Annotated in this window: 20 protein-coding genes; 3 read left to right on the forward strand and 17 right to left on the reverse strand. The window is 65.5% G+C overall.

Features of this window, described 5'->3' with window-relative positions; all coding sequences use genetic code 11:
• Nucleotides 1-51: 51 nt before the first annotated feature.
• Entirely contained in the window at nt 52-1,971 is a 1,920-nt protein-coding gene (ftsH, locus tag J1C52_RS01015; protein ID WP_227426053.1) for an ATP-dependent zinc metalloprotease FtsH, read from the forward strand.
• Nucleotides 1,972-2,047: 76 nt separating this feature from the next.
• Here the strand turns inward: ftsH and J1C52_RS01020 are convergent, their stop codons facing one another.
• The 8 genes from J1C52_RS01020 to mutM all read right to left on the reverse strand — a co-directional run bounded on the left by J1C52_RS01020 (nt 2,048) and on the right by mutM (nt 9,344).
• Nucleotides 2,048-2,668 carry a LysE family translocator gene (locus J1C52_RS01020; RefSeq protein ID WP_227426054.1) on the reverse strand — a complete coding sequence of 207 codons (621 nt, stop codon included), beginning with the start codon at nt 2,666-2,668 and terminating at the stop codon, nt 2,048-2,050.
• Nucleotides 2,665-3,102 (reverse strand): VOC family protein, encoded by a 438-nt coding sequence (locus J1C52_RS01025; protein ID WP_227426055.1) that lies wholly within the window; start codon nt 3,100-3,102, stop codon nt 2,665-2,667. The genes J1C52_RS01020 and J1C52_RS01025 overlap by 4 nt, the downstream gene beginning before the upstream one ends.
• Complete coding sequence (recF, locus tag J1C52_RS01030; protein WP_227426056.1) at nt 3,099-4,184, reverse strand: DNA replication/repair protein RecF; 1,086 nt, start codon at nt 4,182-4,184, stop codon at nt 3,099-3,101. The genes J1C52_RS01025 and recF overlap by 4 nt, the downstream gene beginning before the upstream one ends.
• Before the next feature lie 66 nt (nt 4,185-4,250).
• The gene (gene dnaN, locus J1C52_RS01035) at nt 4,251-5,369 is read right to left on the reverse strand and encodes a DNA polymerase III subunit beta (RefSeq protein ID WP_227426057.1); all 1,119 of its coding nucleotides are present in this window, start codon (nt 5,367-5,369) and stop codon (nt 4,251-4,253) included.
• A gap of 107 nt (nt 5,370-5,476) precedes the next feature.
• Entirely contained in the window at nt 5,477-6,814 is a 1,338-nt protein-coding gene (gene dnaA / locus J1C52_RS01040; RefSeq protein ID WP_227426058.1) for a chromosomal replication initiator protein DnaA, read from the reverse strand.
• A gap of 386 nt (nt 6,815-7,200) precedes the next feature.
• Nucleotides 7,201-7,473, reverse strand: a complete 273-nt coding sequence (rpsT, locus tag J1C52_RS01045) for a 30S ribosomal protein S20 (protein WP_227426059.1) — start codon at nt 7,471-7,473, stop codon at nt 7,201-7,203.
• Nucleotides 7,474-7,620: 147 nt separating this feature from the next.
• Complete coding sequence (locus J1C52_RS01050; protein WP_227426060.1) at nt 7,621-8,397, reverse strand: enoyl-CoA hydratase; 777 nt, start codon at nt 8,395-8,397, stop codon at nt 7,621-7,623.
• An 83-nt stretch (nt 8,398-8,480) separates the two neighbouring features.
• The gene (gene mutM, locus J1C52_RS01055; protein ID WP_227426061.1) at nt 8,481-9,344 is read right to left on the reverse strand and encodes a bifunctional DNA-formamidopyrimidine glycosylase/DNA-(apurinic or apyrimidinic site) lyase; all 864 of its coding nucleotides are present in this window, start codon (nt 9,342-9,344) and stop codon (nt 8,481-8,483) included.
• A 102-nt stretch (nt 9,345-9,446) separates the two neighbouring features.
• On the opposite strand from mutM, the gene ubiE reads away from it, so the two are divergent.
• Nucleotides 9,447-10,199 (forward strand): bifunctional demethylmenaquinone methyltransferase/2-methoxy-6-polyprenyl-1,4-benzoquinol methylase UbiE, encoded by a 753-nt coding sequence (gene ubiE, locus J1C52_RS01060; RefSeq protein ID WP_227426062.1) that lies wholly within the window; start codon nt 9,447-9,449, stop codon nt 10,197-10,199.
• On the forward strand, nt 10,200-11,729 hold the full coding sequence (gene ubiB, locus J1C52_RS01065) for a 2-polyprenylphenol 6-hydroxylase (protein WP_227426063.1): 1,530 nt from the start codon (nt 10,200-10,202) through the stop codon (nt 11,727-11,729). It begins immediately after the preceding gene.
• A gap of 180 nt (nt 11,730-11,909) precedes the next feature.
• Here ubiB and J1C52_RS01070 read toward each other — a convergent pair whose 3' ends face one another.
• From J1C52_RS01070 to J1C52_RS01110, 9 genes are read right to left on the reverse strand one after another with little or no spacing between them, the layout of a single operon-like run.
• Nucleotides 11,910-12,716 carry a cell envelope integrity protein TolA gene (locus tag J1C52_RS01070; RefSeq protein ID WP_227426064.1) on the reverse strand — a complete coding sequence of 269 codons (807 nt, stop codon included), beginning with the start codon at nt 12,714-12,716 and terminating at the stop codon, nt 11,910-11,912.
• Complete coding sequence (locus J1C52_RS01075; protein ID WP_227426065.1) at nt 12,713-13,090, reverse strand: ExbD/TolR family protein; 378 nt, start codon at nt 13,088-13,090, stop codon at nt 12,713-12,715. The genes J1C52_RS01070 and J1C52_RS01075 overlap by 4 nt, the downstream gene beginning before the upstream one ends.
• Complete coding sequence (locus J1C52_RS01080) at nt 13,090-13,476, reverse strand: ExbD/TolR family protein (protein ID WP_227426066.1); 387 nt, start codon at nt 13,474-13,476, stop codon at nt 13,090-13,092. The genes J1C52_RS01075 and J1C52_RS01080 overlap by 1 nt, the downstream gene beginning before the upstream one ends.
• Nucleotides 13,476-14,096, reverse strand: coding sequence for a MotA/TolQ/ExbB proton channel family protein (locus J1C52_RS01085; protein WP_227426067.1), 621 nt, complete (start codon nt 14,094-14,096; stop codon nt 13,476-13,478). The genes J1C52_RS01080 and J1C52_RS01085 overlap by 1 nt, the downstream gene beginning before the upstream one ends.
• The gene (locus tag J1C52_RS01090; RefSeq protein WP_255618331.1) at nt 14,096-14,773 is read right to left on the reverse strand and encodes an adenosylcobinamide amidohydrolase; all 678 of its coding nucleotides are present in this window, start codon (nt 14,771-14,773) and stop codon (nt 14,096-14,098) included. The genes J1C52_RS01085 and J1C52_RS01090 overlap by 1 nt, the downstream gene beginning before the upstream one ends.
• A complete protein-coding gene (locus J1C52_RS01095; protein WP_227426069.1) occupies nt 14,773-15,528 on the reverse strand; it encodes an ABC transporter ATP-binding protein in 756 nt (251 codons plus the stop codon). The genes J1C52_RS01090 and J1C52_RS01095 overlap by 1 nt, the downstream gene beginning before the upstream one ends.
• Complete coding sequence (locus tag J1C52_RS01100) at nt 15,525-16,511, reverse strand: FecCD family ABC transporter permease (protein WP_227426070.1); 987 nt, start codon at nt 16,509-16,511, stop codon at nt 15,525-15,527. The genes J1C52_RS01095 and J1C52_RS01100 overlap by 4 nt, the downstream gene beginning before the upstream one ends.
• A complete protein-coding gene (locus J1C52_RS01105) occupies nt 16,508-17,329 on the reverse strand; it encodes an ABC transporter substrate-binding protein (RefSeq protein WP_227426071.1) in 822 nt (273 codons plus the stop codon). Before J1C52_RS01105 ends, J1C52_RS01100 begins: the two co-directional genes overlap by 4 nt.
• Entirely contained in the window at nt 17,307-19,172 is a 1,866-nt protein-coding gene (locus J1C52_RS01110; protein ID WP_227426072.1) for a TonB-dependent receptor plug domain-containing protein, read from the reverse strand. Before J1C52_RS01110 ends, J1C52_RS01105 begins: the two co-directional genes overlap by 23 nt.
• Nucleotides 19,173-19,175: the final 3 nt, after the last annotated feature.

Genomic DNA, 19,175 nt, shown 5'->3' on the forward strand with positions numbered 1-19,175 from the left:
CAATGACAAGAACGGCGCGCACCCGCGCCGACCTGACCAAAGGAGAGGCCCGTGGGCAACGCACGGAATTTCGCATTTTGGATCGTGCTCTTCTTGCTGATGATCATGCTCTTCAACATGTTCAGCAATGGCAGCAGCACATCCTCTGCGCGCAGCGTGAATTATTCGGATTTCATCAGCCGCGTTGACAATAACGAAGTCAGCCGCGTGACGATCGACGGCGAGCGCATTGTCTTTGTCGGCAGCGACGGACAGCAATACACGACCGTTCGCCCCGACGACAACACGCTGACCCAGCGCCTGTTGGACCGCGACATTCCGGTCGAAGCCCAGCCGCAACAGCAATCCGGCTTCATGTCCACGCTCATGCTGTGGCTGCCGTTCCTGCTGCTGATCGGTGTCTGGATCTATTTCATGAACCGTATGCAAGGCGGCGGCAAAGGCGGCGCGATGGGCTTCGGCAAGTCCAAGGCGAAACTGCTGACCGAAAAGCAGGGCCGCGTGACCTTTGACGACGTGGCCGGCATTGACGAGGCGAAGGATGATCTGGAAGAGATCGTGGAATTCCTGCGCAACCCGCAGAAATTCAGCCGCCTTGGCGGGAAAATCCCGAAAGGCGCGCTGCTGGTCGGCCCTCCGGGCACCGGTAAGACGCTTCTGGCGCGGGCCGTGGCTGGCGAAGCGGGCGTGCCCTTCTTCACCATCTCGGGCTCTGACTTTGTCGAGATGTTCGTGGGCGTCGGCGCAAGCCGTGTGCGCGACATGTTCGAACAGGCCAAGAAGAACGCGCCTTGTATCGTCTTTATCGACGAGATCGACGCCGTGGGCCGTTCGCGTGGCGTGGGCTATGGCGGCGGCAATGACGAACGCGAACAGACTTTGAACCAGCTTCTGGTCGAGATGGACGGGTTTGAGGCCAATGAGGGTATCATCATCGTCGCGGCCACCAACCGCCCCGACGTGCTGGACCCCGCGCTTCTGCGCCCCGGTCGTTTCGACCGTCAGGTTCAGGTGCCGAACCCCGACATCAAGGGCCGCGAGAAAATTCTGGGTGTGCACGCCCGCAAGGTGCCGCTGGGGCCCAATGTGGACCTGCGCATCATTGCACGCGGCACGCCGGGCTTCTCGGGCGCTGACCTTGCGAACCTTGTGAACGAGGCCGCGCTGATGGCCGCGCGCTCGAACCGTCGTTTCGTGACGATGGATGATTTCGAGAACGCAAAGGACAAGGTCATGATGGGGGCCGAGCGTCGGTCCATGGTCATGACCGAGGACGAGAAGAAGCTGACCGCCTATCACGAAGCCGGTCACGCCGTTGTCGGCCTGCATGTCCCCGAGCATGACCCGATCCACAAGGCGACCATCATCCCGCGCGGCCGTGCGCTGGGTCTGGTTCTGTCGCTGCCGGAACGCGACCAGTTGTCGGTCAGCTACCGCAAATACAAGTCCAAGATCGCCATGGCGATGGGCGGGCGCGTCGCGGAAGAGCTGATCTTCGGGCCGGACGCGGTGACATCGGGGGCGGCAAGCGACATCCAGCAGGTGACGAAGATCGCCCGTGCGATGGTCACGCAGTTCGGCTTTGACAAGGATCTGGGCTATGTGGATTACGCCAACGAGCAGCAAAGCTACTTGGGCAGCTATGGCGGCGGGTCGAACCATTCCGGCATTACCCAGAAGATGATCGACGACAAGGTGCGCGAACTGGTCGAGGAAGGTTACGAGACCGCGAAACGCATCCTGACCGAGCATCGCGAGCATCTGGAAAACCTGGCCCAGGGCTTGCTGGAATACGAGACGCTCACCGGCCCGGAAATCGGCCGCGTCATGCGGGGCGAACCGATTGGCCGCGACGATGACGACGCCGACAGCCATTCCAGCGGCACCCCGTCGGTGGCCGCTATCCCGAAAACCCGCGGTCGCAAGCGCGATGAAGGCGATGGCGGGATGGAGCCAGAGCCGAGCGCGTAAGCAATCCTCCTTGAACAAACATAAAACCCGGCCAATCAGGCCGGGTTTTTTCTTGCGTCGCGCAAGATGATTTGCGTCAAGTGAAGCCGATCACCACCCCGACCGCGATCATCAAAACGCCCGCGATGCGGTTCACCCGCGCCATGGCCTGACCAGAGCGCAACAGCGCGCGGGCGCGGTCAATGGCCAAGGCCAAGAGAAGGTTGCCCATCATCGGAATACTGGCAGAGACCAGCAGAATGGCCGCAATATCCAACCCGTTGATCTGGCTCAGATCAAAAAAGCCCGGCAGCACGCCCATGTAGAACAAGATCGCCTTGGGGTTCGCGAGGATCACGCTGACCCCAGCCAGAAACCCCGCCCAACGCCCCGGACGCGTCAGGCGGCTGTCGGTCGAGATGCGGGCACCCGCGTGACGTATCAGTTGCACGCCCATGATGATGAACATGGCCATGGCGACCCATTTCATCAGGCCCAGCAAATCGCCGTAAAGCGACAAGATCCATGTCAGCCCGAAGATCGCGGCCAAGGGCCAGAGCATGTCGCCCAGCGCCACGCCCACGGCGAGGGGCGCGGCAGAACCGAAGCCCCCCGACATGGCGCGCGCGGTCAGGGCCACCCAGACCGGGCCGGGGGTCAGGAACAGGATCAGGATGGCGCCCGCGTAAAACAGCAGGTCAAGGGCCGCGATACTCATGCGGGCACCGGAATCGTCAGGCTGCCATCCTCGGCCAAGGGCCAGAACGGGTTATGCGCGACTTCCCAGACATGGCCATCCGGGTCGGCGTAATAGCCCGAATAGCCGCCCCAGAACACGGGCTCGGGCGGCTTCAGCGCGGTTGCACCTGCGGCCAAGGCTTCGGCAAAAGCGGCATCGACCTCGGCCTGCGAGGTGAAATTCTGCGCGAGCGTCATGGCCCCGGTGCCAAGACTTGCGCCCGCGCGCCCCTGATCCTGCGCCAGATCCTTCAGCCCGAACAGACCCAGCGCCTGCCCCTGCATCTGGAAGAAGACGACCGTTTCGGTCGCCTCAGCCTCGACCCAGCCCAAGGCCGCGTAAAAGGCACGGGCGCGGGCCAGATCGGCCACGCCAAGGGTGACAAGCGAAATGCGCTGACGCGGTAGGGTCATGGATATTCCTCTGACAGTTGCGACACGCCGTCCTTTTCCGCCACCGCGAAGGCTTGGGCACGCAGGCCAAGCTCTGCGAATAATTCGGGGCCGGTGCCGGTCATGAAGCATTGCGCCCCCATGGCGCAAACCGCGTCATAAAGCGCCGCGCGGCGGGCGGCGTCAAGATGCGCCGCCACTTCGTCCAGCAACAAGATGGGCGCGGTGCCGGTTTGCGCGGACAGCGCGCGCGCATTGGCCAGAATGGCAGAGATCAGGAAGGCTTTCTGCTCGCCGGTCGAGCATTGCGCGGCCTCCATGCCCTTGGCGGTCCAGACCGCGCGCAAATCGGCCCGGTGCGGCCCGATCAGGCTGCGTCCGGCGGCCATGTCGCGCGCGCGGTTCTCGGCCAGCGCAGAGGCCAGATCGTCGGGCGCGGTGCAATCGAGCGTCATCTCGGCCATCGGGAAAGGGCTGTCGGGGTCGGCATGGTCCGCCAGCGCGGCCAACGCCGCGCGGCGGTTGGCGGTGATGCGGGCGCCCGCTTCTGCCATCTGCGCTTCCAGCGCGGCGAACCAGCGCGCGTCGCGCACACCGTCACGCAGCAGGCGGTTGCGCTCGCGCATGGCCTTGTCATAGGCCAGCACCTGCGCCGCGTGATCGGGTGCGAAACTAAGCGTGGTGCGGTCCAGAAAACGCCGCCGCCCCTCTGCCCCTTCCAGCCAAAGCCGGTCCATCGCGGGCGTCAGCCATAGCATGGGCGCAAGCGAGCCGAGCGCCAGTTGGGTGGTGGATTTCTCGTCGATGCGCACCTGCCGCGACTGACCGGGCTCGGCCCATGTCTCTGCCAGGCGCGGGCCATCCTGGGTGGCAAATTCCGCGCGCAACTTCCAGCCCAAAGCTTGCGGACGGCGCACCATTTCATCCGGGGTGGCACGGCGCAACCCACGACCGGGTGATAGCAACGATATCGCTTCGAGAATGTTGGTCTTGCCCGACCCGTTCGGCCCATGAATTGCCACGGGCCGCCCGTCGAACACCATCCGCGTGCGCTGGTGCGAGCGGAAATGCGACAGGGTCAGGTGGGACAGATGAACGGACATGGCCCCGCACTTTGCCAAGGGCGGTGCGTGCAAGCACGCACCCTACGGATGCAGGCTTGCGGGCGGCTACACCCGCATCGGCATCACGACATAGACCGCCGATGTGTCATTGCCTTCGCGCATCAGCGTCGGGTCGCCCGAAGAGTTGAACAGGAACACCGCATTCTCGCGGTCCACCTGGCTGGCGATTTCCAGCAGGTATTTCGCGTTGAAGCCGATCTCCAAGCGCTCGTCGGCATAGGCGACGATCAGCTCTTCTTCTGCCGCACCGCTATCGGGCGCGTTCACCGACAAGACCAGCTTGTCATCTTCCAGCACCAGCTTGACCGCGCGCGAACGTTCGGACGAGACGGTCGCAACCCGGTCCACCGCCTTGGCGAAATCGCCCGCGTCCACTTCCAGCCGCTTGGTGTTGCCCGAGGGGATGACGCGCGTGTAATCGGGGAAGGTGCCGTCAATGACCTTCGAGGTCAGCGTGATGTCAGGCGTAGCAAAGCGGATCTTGGTTTCCGACACCGAGACCGCGATCTGCATGTCGTCGTCTTCCAGCAATTTGCGCAACTCGCCCACGGTCTTGCGCGGCACGATCACGCCGGGCATGGCTTCGGCCCCGTCCGGCAGCGGCGCATCGACCCGCGCCAGCCGGTGGCCATCGGTCGCCACGCAGCGCAGCACGCGCCCGCCCTCGCCTTCGGCCACATGCATGTAGACGCCGTTCAGGTAATAGCGGGTCTCTTCGGTGGAAATGGCGAATTTCGACTTGTCGAACAGCCGCCGCAAGGCCTTGGCGGGAGCAGAGAAATTGGCGGCATATTCGCTGGTCGCCATGACCGGGAAATCTTCTTTCGGGAGCGTCGCCAGCGCAAAGCTGGAGCGTCCCGCCGTCACCTGCAACCGGCCAGAGCGGCTGTCATCTGCCAGTTCGACCATCGCGCCATCGGGCAGCTTGCGCACGATTTCATGCAGCAAAACCGCCGAGACGGTGGTCGCCCCGGCGCGTTCGACCATCGCGGGAGCACGGTCCAGCACCTCGACATCCAGATCGGTGGCGCGGAAGGTGACTTGCGCGTCCTCGGCCTCTATCAGGACATTCGCAAGGATCGGGATGGTGTTGCGCCGTTCAACAACAGATTGCGCTTGTGACACGGCTTTCAGAAGTGCCGCCCGCTCTATGCTGATCTTCATACGCTCGATCCTTCTTCACATCCCGCGCATCGCGCGCGACTGGCCCTCCGGGTTAACGGAGCCTAGCCAATTTCGCAGGCGCGGCAAGGTCTTTTGGGCTGTTCAGGTCAGCTTTGCAACAGGCGACGCAACAATTCCACGTCTTCGGCCAGCTGGCTATCGGTCGCGCGCATTTCTTCGACCTTGCGCACACCATAGAGGATCGTGGTGTGATCGCGCCCGCCGAAGCGGCGGCCGATTTCGGGCAGCGACCGCGAGGTCAGCTCTTTGGCCAGATACATGGCAATCTGGCGGGGCCGCGCGATATTGCGCGCGCGTTTCGGCCCCAGCATGTCCGACAGGCGGATGTTGAAGTGTTCGGACACCTTGCGCTGGATTTCCTCGACCGTCACCCGGCGGTCAGAACTGCGCAACAGGTCCGACAGGCAATCCTGCGCCATGTCCAGCGTGATCTGCTGCCCGATCAGGTTGGAGAATGCGAACAAGCGCTGCAACGCGCCTTCCAGCACGCGCACATTGTTGGTGATGCGATGCGCAAGGAATTCGAACACCCCGTCGCCGACATGCACCGGGCCAAGGTTTTCGGCAAAGCTGGCCGCCTTGCGATGCAAAATACCCAGCCGCAATTCGTAATCGGTCGGGTGCAGATCCACCACCAGCCCGCATTGCATCCGCGAGGTGATGCGATCTTCCAGATCCTTGATCTCTCCGGGGGCGCGGTCGGCAGAGATGATGATCTGCTTGTTTTGGTCCACCAAGGCGTTGAACGTGTGGAAGAATTCTTCCTGCGTACTGTCCTTGCCGGCGATGAATTGCACATCATCCACCATCAGCACATCGACCGAGCGGAAGATGTTCTTGAAATCCATGATCTGCCGGTCGCGCAGCGCTTGCACGAAGCGATACATGAATTGTTCGGCCGACAGATACAGAACTTGCAGGTCCGGGCGGGTCTGGTGCAGCTCATGCGCGATGGCGTGCATCAGGTGGGTTTTGCCCAAACCGACCCCGCCATACAGGAACAGCGGGTTGAAGGTGACGGGCCCGCCTTCGGCCACGCGCTTGGCAGCGGCATGGGCCAGTTCATTGGGCTTGCCGACCACGAAATTGTCGAAGGTGTAGCGCCCTTCCAGCGGCGCGCCTTCCAGCACTTCGGCACTGTCTGCGACGGGCGCGGCGGGCTTGGCCGGGCGCGGCGATGAATTGCCCGCGACCGAGAATTCCAACTGGCTGAGGTCCGCATGTTCACGGCGCAAGCCTGCCACGATCCGGTCGTGATAGTTGCGTTTCACCCAGTCGCCCACGAAGCGGGACGGCACGCGCAACCGCGCGACACCGTTTTCCACGGCGATCAGCTCAAGCGGTTCGATCCAGCTTTTGAAGCTGCTTTCGCCCAGTTCTTGCCGCAGTTCCTTGGAAACCTTTGACCATTCCTGAGCGATCATCAACCCAACCCGTTATTCTTGCTTTCCGCACCCTATGCGACAGCGAAATGACACCTTCCCCGACGGGAAAGCGGGCATGTCGTCTGGCCGGATACCGGCATTCCGTGATCTCTGGGAAGAAGCGGACGAAAGCGCCCTTCATCAGGGTGCATCAGCCCGTCACGTCAAGGATCGCGGCGCAGGAAGCGCCCTTGCCCCAACTCGTCCCCCCCAGGACAGCGTGACTCGCAAGGGGACATTAGCAACCGCTCTTGAAGCTGCGCAACACAACAACGCACTTGACCGCACGGAAGCCCGAAAAGAATCACGCAGCTGTGCAAATCGCACCACAACCCAAACCAAAAAAGCGCGCCCGAGGCGCGCTTTTCATCATAATTTTCAGGTAGTTAAGCCTGCGCGCCCAAGGCTTTGACGCGTGCCGACAGGCGCGACATTTTGCGGGCGACCGTGTTTTTGTGCAACACACCCTTGGTCACGCCACGGGCCAGTTCGGGCTGGGCTGCGCGCAGGGCTTCGGTCGCTTTTGCCTGGTCGCCAGAGGCGATGGCCTCTTCGACTTTGCGCAGGTAGCTGCGGATGCGTGAGCGGCGTGCCTTGTTGATGTCGGTGCGGCGTTCCGCCTGACGGGCGCGCTTCTTGGATTGAGGAGTGTTTGCCATTTGCGTGTCTTCTCTTCGGGTTCGTTACAATTCTGTCGCACAACGGACCCGAGTGGCCGAAATGACCACGGTCAAACTTGCCTTAAGCGGGCCCACGCGCATGTGGGGCGCTCTATAGGCCAAGCCTGCGCGAAAGAAAAGGGGCAATTACTGGTCGCGGAATTGCGGGGTGCGCTTTTCAAGGAAGGCCTGCATCCCTTCGGCGCGATCTTCAGAGGCGAACATCATGTGGAACATCCGTCGCTCGAACAGCAGCCCTTCGCGCAGGCTGCCCTCATAGGCGCGGTTGACCGATTCTTTCACCGCGAGCGTGGTGATCTGCGATTTCTCGGCAATCTTTCCGGCGGCAGAGAGGGCTTCGTCCATCAGCTTCTTGGCGGGGACAACCCGGCTGACAAGGCCCGCGCGTTCGGCTTCCTCGGCATCCATGAAGCGGCCCGTCAGGTGCATGTCCATCGCCTTCGACATGCCTACAAGCCGCGTCAGGCGCTGCGTGCCGCCCATGCCCGCGACAATGCCAAGGTTGATTTCGGGCTGGCCGAATTTGGCGGTGTCGGCGGCGATGATGAAATCGCACAGCATGGCGAGTTCGCAGCCCCCGCCCAAGGCATAGCCCGCCACGGCAGCGATCACGGGCTTGCGCAGTGCCGCGATGGCGTCGCAGGCCGGTCCGAACAGGTCTTCCTGATAGACGTCGATAAAGGTCTTGTCGGCCATTTCCTTGACATCCGCCCCGGCGGCAAAGGCCTTGTCCGACCCCGTCAGCACCATGCAGCGCACCTTGTCATTGGCATCCGCGGCCTGCATCGCTTCGGTCAGTTCCGCCAGAAGCTTGGTGTTGAGCGCGTTCATCGCATCGGGACGGTTGAGGCGGATCACCGCCACATGGTCCGAGATGTCGACGATCAGCGTTTCATAGGCCATGGTGCGGCACCTTGTCTGTTTCAGTCAGTCCCCTGCCTTACCAGCTTGGCCCCCATGTTCAAGTGATCTTGCGGGAACCTGACCTAGCGTTGGCAGGCCGGGCAGTAGAAACTCGACCGCCCCGATTGCACGATCCGGCGCACGGTGCCGCGGCACCCGTCGGTCTGGCAAGGCTGCCCCTCGCGCCCGTAGACCTTGAAACCATGTTGAAAATAGCCCAGCGCCCCATCGGCCTGCCGATAGTCGCGCAGCGATGAGCCGCCCGCCGCGATGGCCTCTGTCAGGGTGGCGCGAATTTCATGGACCAAGCGTTCCAGCCGGGCCGCGCCTATTCTGTGGGCAGCGCGGGCGGGGTGGATGCCCGCGCGGTGCAGCGCCTCGCAGACATAGATATTGCCAAGCCCCGCCACGATTCGCTGATCCAGAAGGGCCGCCTTGATGGGTGTGCGTTTGCCCGCCAGTTGTGCCGCCAGATAGAGCGCGTCGAACCCGTTGCCCAAGGGTTCCGGCCCGATCTGCGCCAGCAGCTTGTGGCTGTCCTGCGTGGCCGTGGTGCACAGGTCCATCGCCCCGAAGCGGCGCGGGTCGTTGAAGGTCACGCGCGCGCCATTGCCCAAGTGAAAAATCACATGGTCATGCTTTTCCAGCGCCGGGTGGTCGAAATGGAACTTGCCCGGCACATGCGGGGCGGCCAGCCCCGATACGGTCATGCGCCCTGACATACCCAGATGGACGATCAGCGTCTCGCCCCGGTCCAGATCGGCCAGCAGGTATTTCGAGCGTCTGCGCAGCGCCAAGACCCGCGCGCCTGTCAACCGGTTGGCCATATCGGGCGGAAACGGCCAACGCAGATCGGCGCGGCGCAGCTCTGCGCGTTCGATCACCGCGCCTTCCATCGCGGGCAACAGCCCGCGGCGCACGGTTTCGACCTCTGGCAATTCCGGCATATGCCCCCCAACACGGCGCGAGGTCGCATTGTATCGCGCCCCCCAAACCCTATAAGGAGGGGGAAGACGCCCCCGCAAGGGCCAAGCGAATGGAACCCAGCCATGACCGAGAACAAGACCACCACGCATTTCGGCTTTCAGACGGTCGATGAAGATCAGAAGGCGGGCATGGTGCATGGCGTGTTTTCATCCGTCGCGTCCAAGTATGACGTGATGAACGATCTGATGAGCATGGGCATCCATCGCATCTGGAAAGACGCGATGATGGATTGGCTGGCCCCGCGCCCCGGCCAGCGGCTGCTGGACGTGGCGGGCGGCACGGGCGATGTGGCGTTTCGCTTCTTGCAGCGCGCGGGCGAAGGCACCCATGCAACTGTGCTGGACATGACGGAATCGATGCTGCTGGCAGGACAGACGCGGGCCGAGGCCGAGAGCATGGCGGCGTCCCTCGACTGGGTGGTGGGCGATGCGATGGCGCTGCCCTTCGAGGATAACAGCTTCGACGTCTACACCATCAGCTTCGGCATCCGGAACGTGACCCGCGTGCAGGACGCGCTGGCAGAGGCGTTCCGCGTGCTGCGCCCCGGCGGGCGGCTGATGGTGCTGGAATTCAGCCAGATCCCGAATGACCTGATGCAGAAGGTCTATGATCTGTATTCCTTCAACATCATCCCGCCGATGGGCAAGCTGGTGACGGGCGACCGCGACAGCTACCAGTATCTGGTCGAATCGATCCGTAAATTCCCCGATCAGGAGACGTTCGCGGCCATGATCCGCGCGGCTGGGTTCGAACAGGTAAAATACCGCAACCTGTCCATGGGCATCGCCGCGCTGCATTCGGGCTGGAAGATCTAGATGCGCGGACCGCATAATATCTGGCGGCTGGTGCGCACCGGCGCCACCTTCGAGCGCACGGGCGCCATGGCAGAGGTGCTGGAGGCGATGAATGCCCCCGCCCGCCTGCGGCTGGCGGCTCGCGTCTTGGGCTGGCCGTTCAAGATGCTGGGGCTGAAGGGCGACCCGAAACTGCCGCCCTTGGTGCGGGCGCTGACGGCGCTGGGGCCTGCCTATATCAAGTTCGGCCAGACGCTTGCCACCCGCCCCGACGTGGTGGGCCAAGAGCTGGCCGACCAGTTGCGCTACCTGCAAGACAAGCTGCCCCCCTTCTCTCGCGCAGAGGCGATTGCCCAGATCGAGGCCGAGTTGGGGATGCCGCTGGCCGAAGCCTTTTCCGAACTGTCCGAACCTGTCGCCGCCGCGTCCATCGCGCAGGTGCATCAAGCCCGGCTGACGGAAACCGGCGCGAAAGTGGCCGTGAAGGTGCTGCGCCCCGGCGTGGAGCGTGCCTTTCGCCGAGATGTGGACGCGTTTCACCTGGCTGCCCAAATCATCGAATTGCTGCTGCCGAAATCGCGCCGCCTGCGCCCCCTCGATGTGATCGCGCATTTTGAAACGCTGGTCGAGGGCGAGTTGGACCTGCGGATCGAAGCCGCCTCTGCCGCCGAGTTCGCCGCCAATACCGAAGGGGACGAGGGCTTCTCGCTGCCCCGCCCGGTCTGGCACCTGTCGCAACGCCGGGTGATGACGCTGGGCTGGGCCGAGGGCGTGCCCATGGGCGACAACACAGCCCTAGATGCACTCGGCATCGACCGGCGCGAGCTGGGCACCCGCGTGCTGACCCTGTTCCTGCGCCACGCGCTGCGCGACGGGTTCTTTCATGGCGACATGCACCAAGGAAACATGAAGGTCACGGCGGATGGCGGGATCGTCGCCTTCGATTTCGGGATCATGGGGCGGATCGACACCTATACCCGCCGCGCCTATGCCGAGATCCTGTTCGGCTTCATCCGCAAGGATTACCGCCGCGTGGCCGAGGTGCATTTCGAGGCGGGCTATGTCCCCCCCGACCGCGACATCGACGATTTCGCCCGCGCGCTGCGCTCTGTGGGCGAGCCGATTTTCGGGATGGATGCGCGCTATATCTCGATGGCGAAGCTGCTGGCCTACCTGTTCGAAGTGACAGAGCGTTTCGGCATGGAAACCCGCACCGAGTTGATCTTGCTGCAACGCACCATGGTCGTGGTCGAAGGGGTCGCGCGCTCTCTGAACCCCGAGATCAACATGTGGCAGGTCGCCAAGCCCGTGGTCGAGGAATATGTCCGCACCCATGTCGGCCCGCAGGCCTTTGCCCGCGATCTGGCGCAGACGGCAAAGATCCTGTCACGCTTCGGCCCGCGCCTGCCGCGCCTTGTGGAAGAGGCGCTGATCGCCCAAGCCCATCCCAAACCCGCACCCTCTGCGGCGCGGCGCGTTGGCCCGCTGGGTTACGGGCTGGCAGGCGGTGCGCTGGTTGCAATCGGGGTTGCGATCGGGGCGGCGCTTTGACCTGAATGGCGCGGAATCAAGGCCGCAGGCCGCCGCGCAATCGGCGGGCCGTCCCGCGGCCTGCCGATTTGTCTGCCATGGTGCACAGCTCCCCGCTTTCACGGATTTGGCAACCATAAAGCACGATAGACTATCGGTTGGATCGGCAGCCCCCGGCCCGCCGCTTGCGCGGCTTCTCGCCTACCGAAACCCCACAGGCAGGTTGAACTGATGCGTCCCGCTCACGCCACCCGGCGCGCGTGGCAGGCGGGCGCGCTGCACGGCGCGCACCGCCGCCTGATCCAGCGCGGCATTGCCGGAACTGCCGGTAATGCTGACCCCCGCCAATTGCCCGGCGGCCGTGACCGCCAGACGCAACCGCACCACGCCGCTGGCATTCGTGCGGGGCCGGGTCTGCGCGCGCAGCACGGCGGCGCGAATGCGCCCGCCCCATTCGGCAAGCGCGCTGGCACTGTTCCCACCGCCGCTTTGCACTTGCGCCGTGCCCTGCCCACGCTGGGCGCTGGCCGCTTGGCCACCTGCACGCTGCGCGGGCGCGCTGGCACGGGGCGCGGGCGCGGCGGCTTTCGCCCGTGGGTCGGGCCGCGCGCGGGGGCGGACCTCTGGCGGGGTCTCGGGGCGGTCGAACAGCTTGGGCAAGTCGGGCGCGGCAAGGCGCGGCGCGGCATCTGCATTGGGCGCGATCATGCCCGGCAAGCTGGGCAAGGCTGTGGGCGCAAGCTGTGGCAAGCTGTCAGGCTCTGCGCGGGCGGCGGGCGGCGCAAGCGGTTCTGCCGGGGCGGCAACCGCGACCGGGGCCGTCCATGCGCGCACCATGGCCGAAAGCGCGGGGTCCGCAGCCCCCAGAGGGGCCGCAACCGTCACCGCCCCTGCACCGCCATCGCCACCGGCTGCCATGCCGTCCGGGGCAACGGCTGCGAAGGCGGCCAGATGGGCGGCAAGTGCCACTGTCCCGAACCCCGCGATTTCCGCCCAAGCGCGCATCATCCGCCCCCCTGCCGCGCAACAAGCGTAACATCGCGCACGCCCGCCACGGCCAGTGCCCGCAACACCCGCGCCAGATCGGCCGCGGGCGCGGCTCCATCCGCGCGCAAGCTGACCTGCGGGCCAAGCACTGCCATGTCTGGCGCGCCCCCGCCCTCCTCCAGCAAGCGCCCATCGGCGGCAAGCCACAGGACGCGACCCTCGGCAGGCACAGGCCCATCGGAAAACACCACGCTGGGCGGCGTCACATCCGCAGGGTCGGGCGGGGCGATCTGCGCGCTCATCAAGAAGAAGATCAGCAGCAGGAACACCACGTTAATCATGGGAACCACGCTTTCGCGCGGCGTACGCGGGCGAGAGGGAGGGACGAAATCCATCACGGCTCCATCAGCACAAGCGCATCCACGCCCGCCGCGCGCAAGGCGTCGGTCAGCTCTGCCGTGTCCTGAACGCTGGCCCCTGCGCGCGGGCGCAGCACGACCAGCGCATCGGCATCGGGCATAAGCGGCGCAAGCGCGGCTGGCAAAGCGGCCATGTCGGTCTTCACCCCGTTCAGCCAGACCGCGCCGCCCGAGAATTCGACCAGCCGGGGCGGGCCGGAATAGCTGCCTGCTACTTGGCCCGCAGGTGACAGCGCCAGCCCCACATCCTGCCCGAACCGCGCCGCCAGCATGAAAAACACGAGCAGCAGGAAGACCACGTCGATCATGGGGGTCAGCGCGGGGCGGCGCGGCGGGCGATGGGCGGGGCCGAAGCGGAACATCATTCCCCCCTATGGGTAAAGACACGCGTGGCAAGATCTTCCAGATCGGCCTGCACAGCTTCGCAAATACTGTCATACCAGCTATGCGCCATGGAGGCCGGGATCGCCACGGCCATACCCGCCGCCGTGGTCAGAAGGGCTTGCCAGATGCCGCCCGCAAGCGCCGCCGGGTCGGCCCGGTTGCCCGCAGCTTGCAGCGCCTGAAACGCCTCGATCATGCCCAGCACGGTGCCCAGAAGACCGATCAGCGGCGCGATGGTGGCGATCAGTTCCAGCACCCGCAGCCCGCGCCGCGCCTGCATCAGCGCGCCCTTGGCCACGCGGGTGGTCTCCTCTCGGGCGGCGGGGTCTGGCATGGCGGGGTCGAGCCGCGCCTCGATCGCGCGGCGCAGCACCCGCGCGCGCAACCCGTTGCGCCCGGCAAGGGGGGAAAGCGCGCCCTGCCCCGCGCCGCCCTGCCATGCGGCAATCGCGGCGTCCGACGGCCCACGCGACCATGCGCCCAGCCGCGCCATATCCCACGCTTTCCACAAGATGACCGCCAAGGTCAGCACCGACAGCGCGGCAATCGCCCAAAGCGCGGGGCCGCCGGTTTGCATGAAATCCCGAAGCTCTGTCATCATCCCTCGCTTTGCAGGCCGATGCTGGTCTGCCATTCTGCCGCGCCGCGTGCGACTGCGTCAAACACCGCACGGCCCAGCGCTTCACCTTGGGCGGTGTGCAGGCCGCAATACTCCTGTGCCCCTGCCGGGGCGGCCACCACGATGCAATCGGTGCCTGTGCCGGTTGCAACCGCACCGCCCGGCACCCGGTGGCCTGCCGCGATCACCGCCGCGGTGCGGGCCTGTGTTGCGATGCTGAGCGCTTCCAGAAGTGCGGTGTCGGACAAGGGCAAGGACAGGCACGCGGCGATGTTGATCGTGCCATAGGCCGGGATCACCTTGTCCCAGTCGCGACCCGTCCGGTCGGCCCGCCCGCCCACGGCTTCGGCATTCGACAGCCCGACCGTGGCGAGCGCCTGCGCCTCGACACCCTGAACCTGCGTACAAACCAGGTGGTGGCACGTCACATCGCGCGAGGTCAGAAGGCCAATCGCTTCATCCGCCTGCCGCGCGCGCATCTGGGCCGCGAACCAAGTGGCCACGTCCAGATCGGCGGGCAGGTCGGCATTGCGCACCTGCCGCCACAGGATGCGCCGCGCCGTCTGGTAGCCCGCGCGAAAGGGTGCCCAGCTGAGCACGCGCTGCGGCGCGCCCAGATCGCAGTCCAGCCATGGCGCGTGAAGCGTTACCTGCATCACACCACCCCGATGGGCTGGAAAAGCGGCCCGTCTTGGGTCTGCTGCACGAGGGCACGGATATGGAACACACGCGCCAGAAGCTCGGGCGTCAAAACTTTGGACGGGGGGCCATCGGCGGCGATGCCGCCTTGCGCCAGCACCACCAGCCTTGTGCAATAGCGCGCCGCCAGCCCCAGATCGTGCAGCGACGCGATCACGCAGCGGCCGCGCCCGGCCTCTGCGGCAAGGGTCTCCATCAGGCCGATCTGATGCGCGGGGTCCAGCCCCGCTGCGGGTTCATCGGCCATCAGAAGCGGCGTGTCCTGCGCCAGCGCGCGGGCGATCAGCACGCGGGCCTGCTCGCCGCCCGACAATTGCGTGGCGATCCGATTTCCGAAGGCGTCCAGCCCCATCCGCGACAGCGCGCTGTCGATCGCGGCACGGTCCTGGGGGCTGGGGCGCTGGCCCATGGCCAGATGCGGCAGCCGCCCCAGCGTGACCAGATCGGCCACGCTGACCGGCCAACCGATTTCACGCGCTTGCGGCAGCCACGCAACGGCGCGCGCGCGCTCCTTGATGGGCAAGGCCGACAACGACGAGCGCCCGCGATGCGGCATCAGCCCCAGCGCCGCGCGCATGAGTGTTGTCTTGCCGGCACCATTGGGGCCAAGCAGGCCCACGAATTCGCCCGCGCCAACGGTCAGGTTTATGTCGCGCAGCACATCGCAAGGGCCACGGGCGACGGCGAAATCTGTCAGGACCAGTTGTGTCATAGCCCCTGCGCCCGTGTTTTATAGACCAGATGCAGGAACAGGGGGGCGCCCACGATGGCCGTCAGCACCCCCAGCTTCAGGTCGCGGTCCGGCAGCACCAGCCGCACCGCGATGTCAGCCGCCAGCACCAGCACCGCCCCCCCCAGCGCCGAGGCCCATAGCAGCCGCGAGGGCCGCGCGCCCACGAAGGGGCGCAGGATATGCGGCACGACCAGCCCCACGAAACCCACCGCGCCCGCCACCGCCGTGGCAGCGCCCACCATGCTGGCAATGGCCAGAACCAAGGTCAAACGCAGGCGCGGCAGGTTCACCCCAAGGCTTGCGGCGCTGTCCTCGCCCAGTGTCAGCGCGTCAAAAGCGCGGCCTTGGGCCAGCAGCACCGCGCCGCCCAGCCCGATAAACGGGGCGGCCAGCCAGACATGGGTCATGGACCGGTCGGCCAGCGAGCCCATCATCCAGAACATGATTTCCGACGCGGCGAAGGGGTTGGACGACAGGTTGAGGACGAGCGCCGTCAACGCGCCCGCCAGTGCCGAAACCGCGATCCCCGCAAGGATCAGCGTCAGCGCGCCGCCGCGGGGCCCGGCCAAGGCAAGGATCAGCGCCACGGCCAGCACCGCGCCCGCCAGTGCCGCCAGCGGCAGGCCAAGTGCCACCTGCGCGGCAAAGCCGGTTTGCAGCGCGATGACCGCGCCCAAGGCCGCCGCACCAGACACGCCTAGAAGCCCCGGTTCGGCCAGCGGGTTGCGCAGATAGCCCTGCATCGCCGCGCCCGCCAAGCCCAGCGCGGCCCCGATCAGGACGGCCAGAATGGCGCGCGGCAGGCGAATTTCGCGCATGACCAGCGTTTCGGCCAGCCCCTCGCCCCGCACCAGCGCGGCCAGCGAGGTGGCGGGCGTCAGCCCTGCCGGGCCGATCAGCAGCGACAGCGCGAAAAGCGCCCCGACCAGCAAGATCAGCACAAGAGCCAGCGCGCGGGTCATGGTGCGGCCCCTTGCAACCGTGCGATGGCACGCAGCACCGTCGGAGTGCCACAGACCCATTCGGCATCGGTGATGGCGCGGCCCGCATGGCGGTCGCGCAGCGCGTCCAGCGCCGGATGGGTCAGCACCGCTTCAGAGCGCGAGGCACCGGGATAGGCCTCTCCCGAGATGATGAGGTCGGGCATGAGCATGATGAGCCGCTCCATCGGCAACACGCCACCGCCCGACAGCCCCGCCTCGAGCGCGATATTGGCCAAGCCTGCCGCCGTCAGGATGTCATTGGCCAGCGATTTGTCGCCCGAGGTGTAGTTATTGGCGTAATGCAGGGCCGCGCGGGGGCGGCGGTCCGGATCGGCACGCAGCGCGGCCAGATCGGCCGTGAACTGCTCGGCGACCGCCTCGGCATGGTCCTCGCGGCCCAGCAGGCGGCCCATGTCGCGAATGGCGTCGGGGATCTGGTCAAGGCTCGTGACGATGGGAAGCTGCGCCACCTCGACCCCAAGGCGCCGCAGCAGCCCCACGGTGTAGGACGAGGTGAACTGACCCGCCAGCACCAGATCGGGGGCCATGGCGAAGACCTCTTCAGCCTGCCCATGGTTGACCGGGTAGCCCAGCGCCTGATCGCGCATGACCGACACGTTGGGATCGTGCGAGATATGCGAGACCGACAGCAATTGCCCCGGCGCGGCCAGCAGCATGGCCAGCTGATCGGTGCACAGGTTGATAGAGACCACCCGCTCGGGTGGCCCCGCAAGCGCCGCCCCCGCCCACAGGGCAAGGGCCGCGCCAAGGGCTTTAGAAGCGCGCCGCAAGGCCAAGGTAGAATGCCCGGCCGGGCGCGTTGTAGCCCGTGACCTCTTGATAGTCCTTGTCGAACATATTGGTCACGCGCAGGCTGAGTTCGGCAGTGTCCGTCAGATCAAAGCGCAGGCCCATATCGGCGGTTGTGTAGTCTTGCAGGCCGGCCGTGCGGTCCGCGACATGAAGCACGCCGACAGAGCCGCGCAGGCGGTCGGTGATCTCCAGATCCGCGCCCACGCTCAGATGATGGCGCGGCACACGCGCAAGCCGTGTGCCCGCGGTCGGCCCTTTCGTGACCTTTGCGTCGGTATAGGTGTAAGCTGCGGTCAACCCCAGACGCTCTGTCAGCGGCACCTCGGCGAACAGTTCAACCCCGCGATTGCGCGAAGCCCCGATCTGCGCGTAGCGCGAGGTGACGAAATCATAGTCGATCTTGCCGTCGATGCGCACCTCGAACACGGTTGCCGACAGCAGCCCGCCATTGGCCAGCCGGTAATCCGCCCCGATTTCACCCGAGACGCTGGTTTCCGCCCCCAGCGTCGGATCGCCGAAGGCGCTGAACAGCTCGAAATTCGACGGCGCGCGGAAGCCGCGGGCGATCTGCGCGCGCAGGGTCAGCGCATCGCTGGCCTGGTAGGCAAAGCTGACACGGCCCGTCAGGAACCCACCGAAACGCGAATGATCATCGTAACGGATGGCCGCCGTCACATCCAGCGCATCAGTCGGGCGAGCAAGGATCTGGGCGTAAACGCCGCTGATCGTGGTGTCGGACCGGAACCCGCCAAAGGTGCCGGACTGGTCGTAATCCTCGCGCTCCCAATCCGCGCCATAGGCCAACGTGTAGCCGGGGGACAGTTCGGACACGCCTTTCCAGTCGATGCGCGTGCGCTCGCCGATATAGGTATTGTCGGACGGGAAAGTCACACGCTCGATATAGCGGCGCTCGACATTGTAGCGGCTGACCCCGATTTCCTGTGTGCCCATGCCAAGGTCGAATTCCGCAAAGGCGCGCACGCCCCATTGCCGCCAGTCGGCTTCGGCATCGGCATTCGGGTCGAGCGAGGCAAAGCCAAGCGTGTCGAACGTATCGTATTCGGTGTTGGAGCGCTGCACGAAGCCCGACACCCCAAGCGCCAGCATATCCGTGACCTGATAGCGCGCGGCGAAGTTCAGTTTCGTCTGCTCATACCCATCCGCTTCGGCATTGGGCGCATAAATCACGCCGGTGGGCGTGCCCTCGAACCCGGTTTCGCCATCGGTGCGCTGGTGCGACAGGCCGAAAGACAGCTCCAACCGGCCCTGGCGGTAGGCCAGGCCGTAGGACACAAGCGCGGTCGCGTTGCTGCCCGCTTCGGCGTTGAATGTCTGGCTCAGCCCGTCTTCTTCGGCCCGCAGGGTGGTGATATTGACCACACCACCCACCGAAGAGCCGCCGTAAAGCGCGGATTGCGAACCGCGCAGGATCTCGATCCGGCCGATATTCGAAAGTGCGACTTGCGCGATGTCGGTCTGGGTCTGCACGCCCGACGGGTCATCAATACGAATGCCATCGACGAAAATCGCGGTGTAACGCCCCTCTGTCCCGCGCAGCCGCAAGGTCGCGGGGCTGCCCATGCCGCCGTTCTGGGTCAGGCTCAGTCCCGGCTGGCGGCGCAGCAGGTCAACCATCGTGGTCGCGCCGCTTTGGGCAATGTCCTCGGCGGTCAGAACCGTGACCGATGCGCCCGAGCGGGACAGTTCCGTTTCGGTCAGGTTGGCCGAGAAGGTCACTTCTTCAAGGTTGATGATCTCTTGCGCGTCCGCGCCGCCGGCCATCAGGCCAAGGGCGGCGACGGTGCCAAGGAAATGGCGTGTCGTCATGTG

Origin of the sequence: Roseibaca sp. Y0-43 (assembly GCF_020667835.1) — a bacterium.
In the GTDB taxonomy this organism is placed as follows: domain Bacteria; phylum Pseudomonadota; class Alphaproteobacteria; order Rhodobacterales; family Rhodobacteraceae; genus Roseinatronobacter.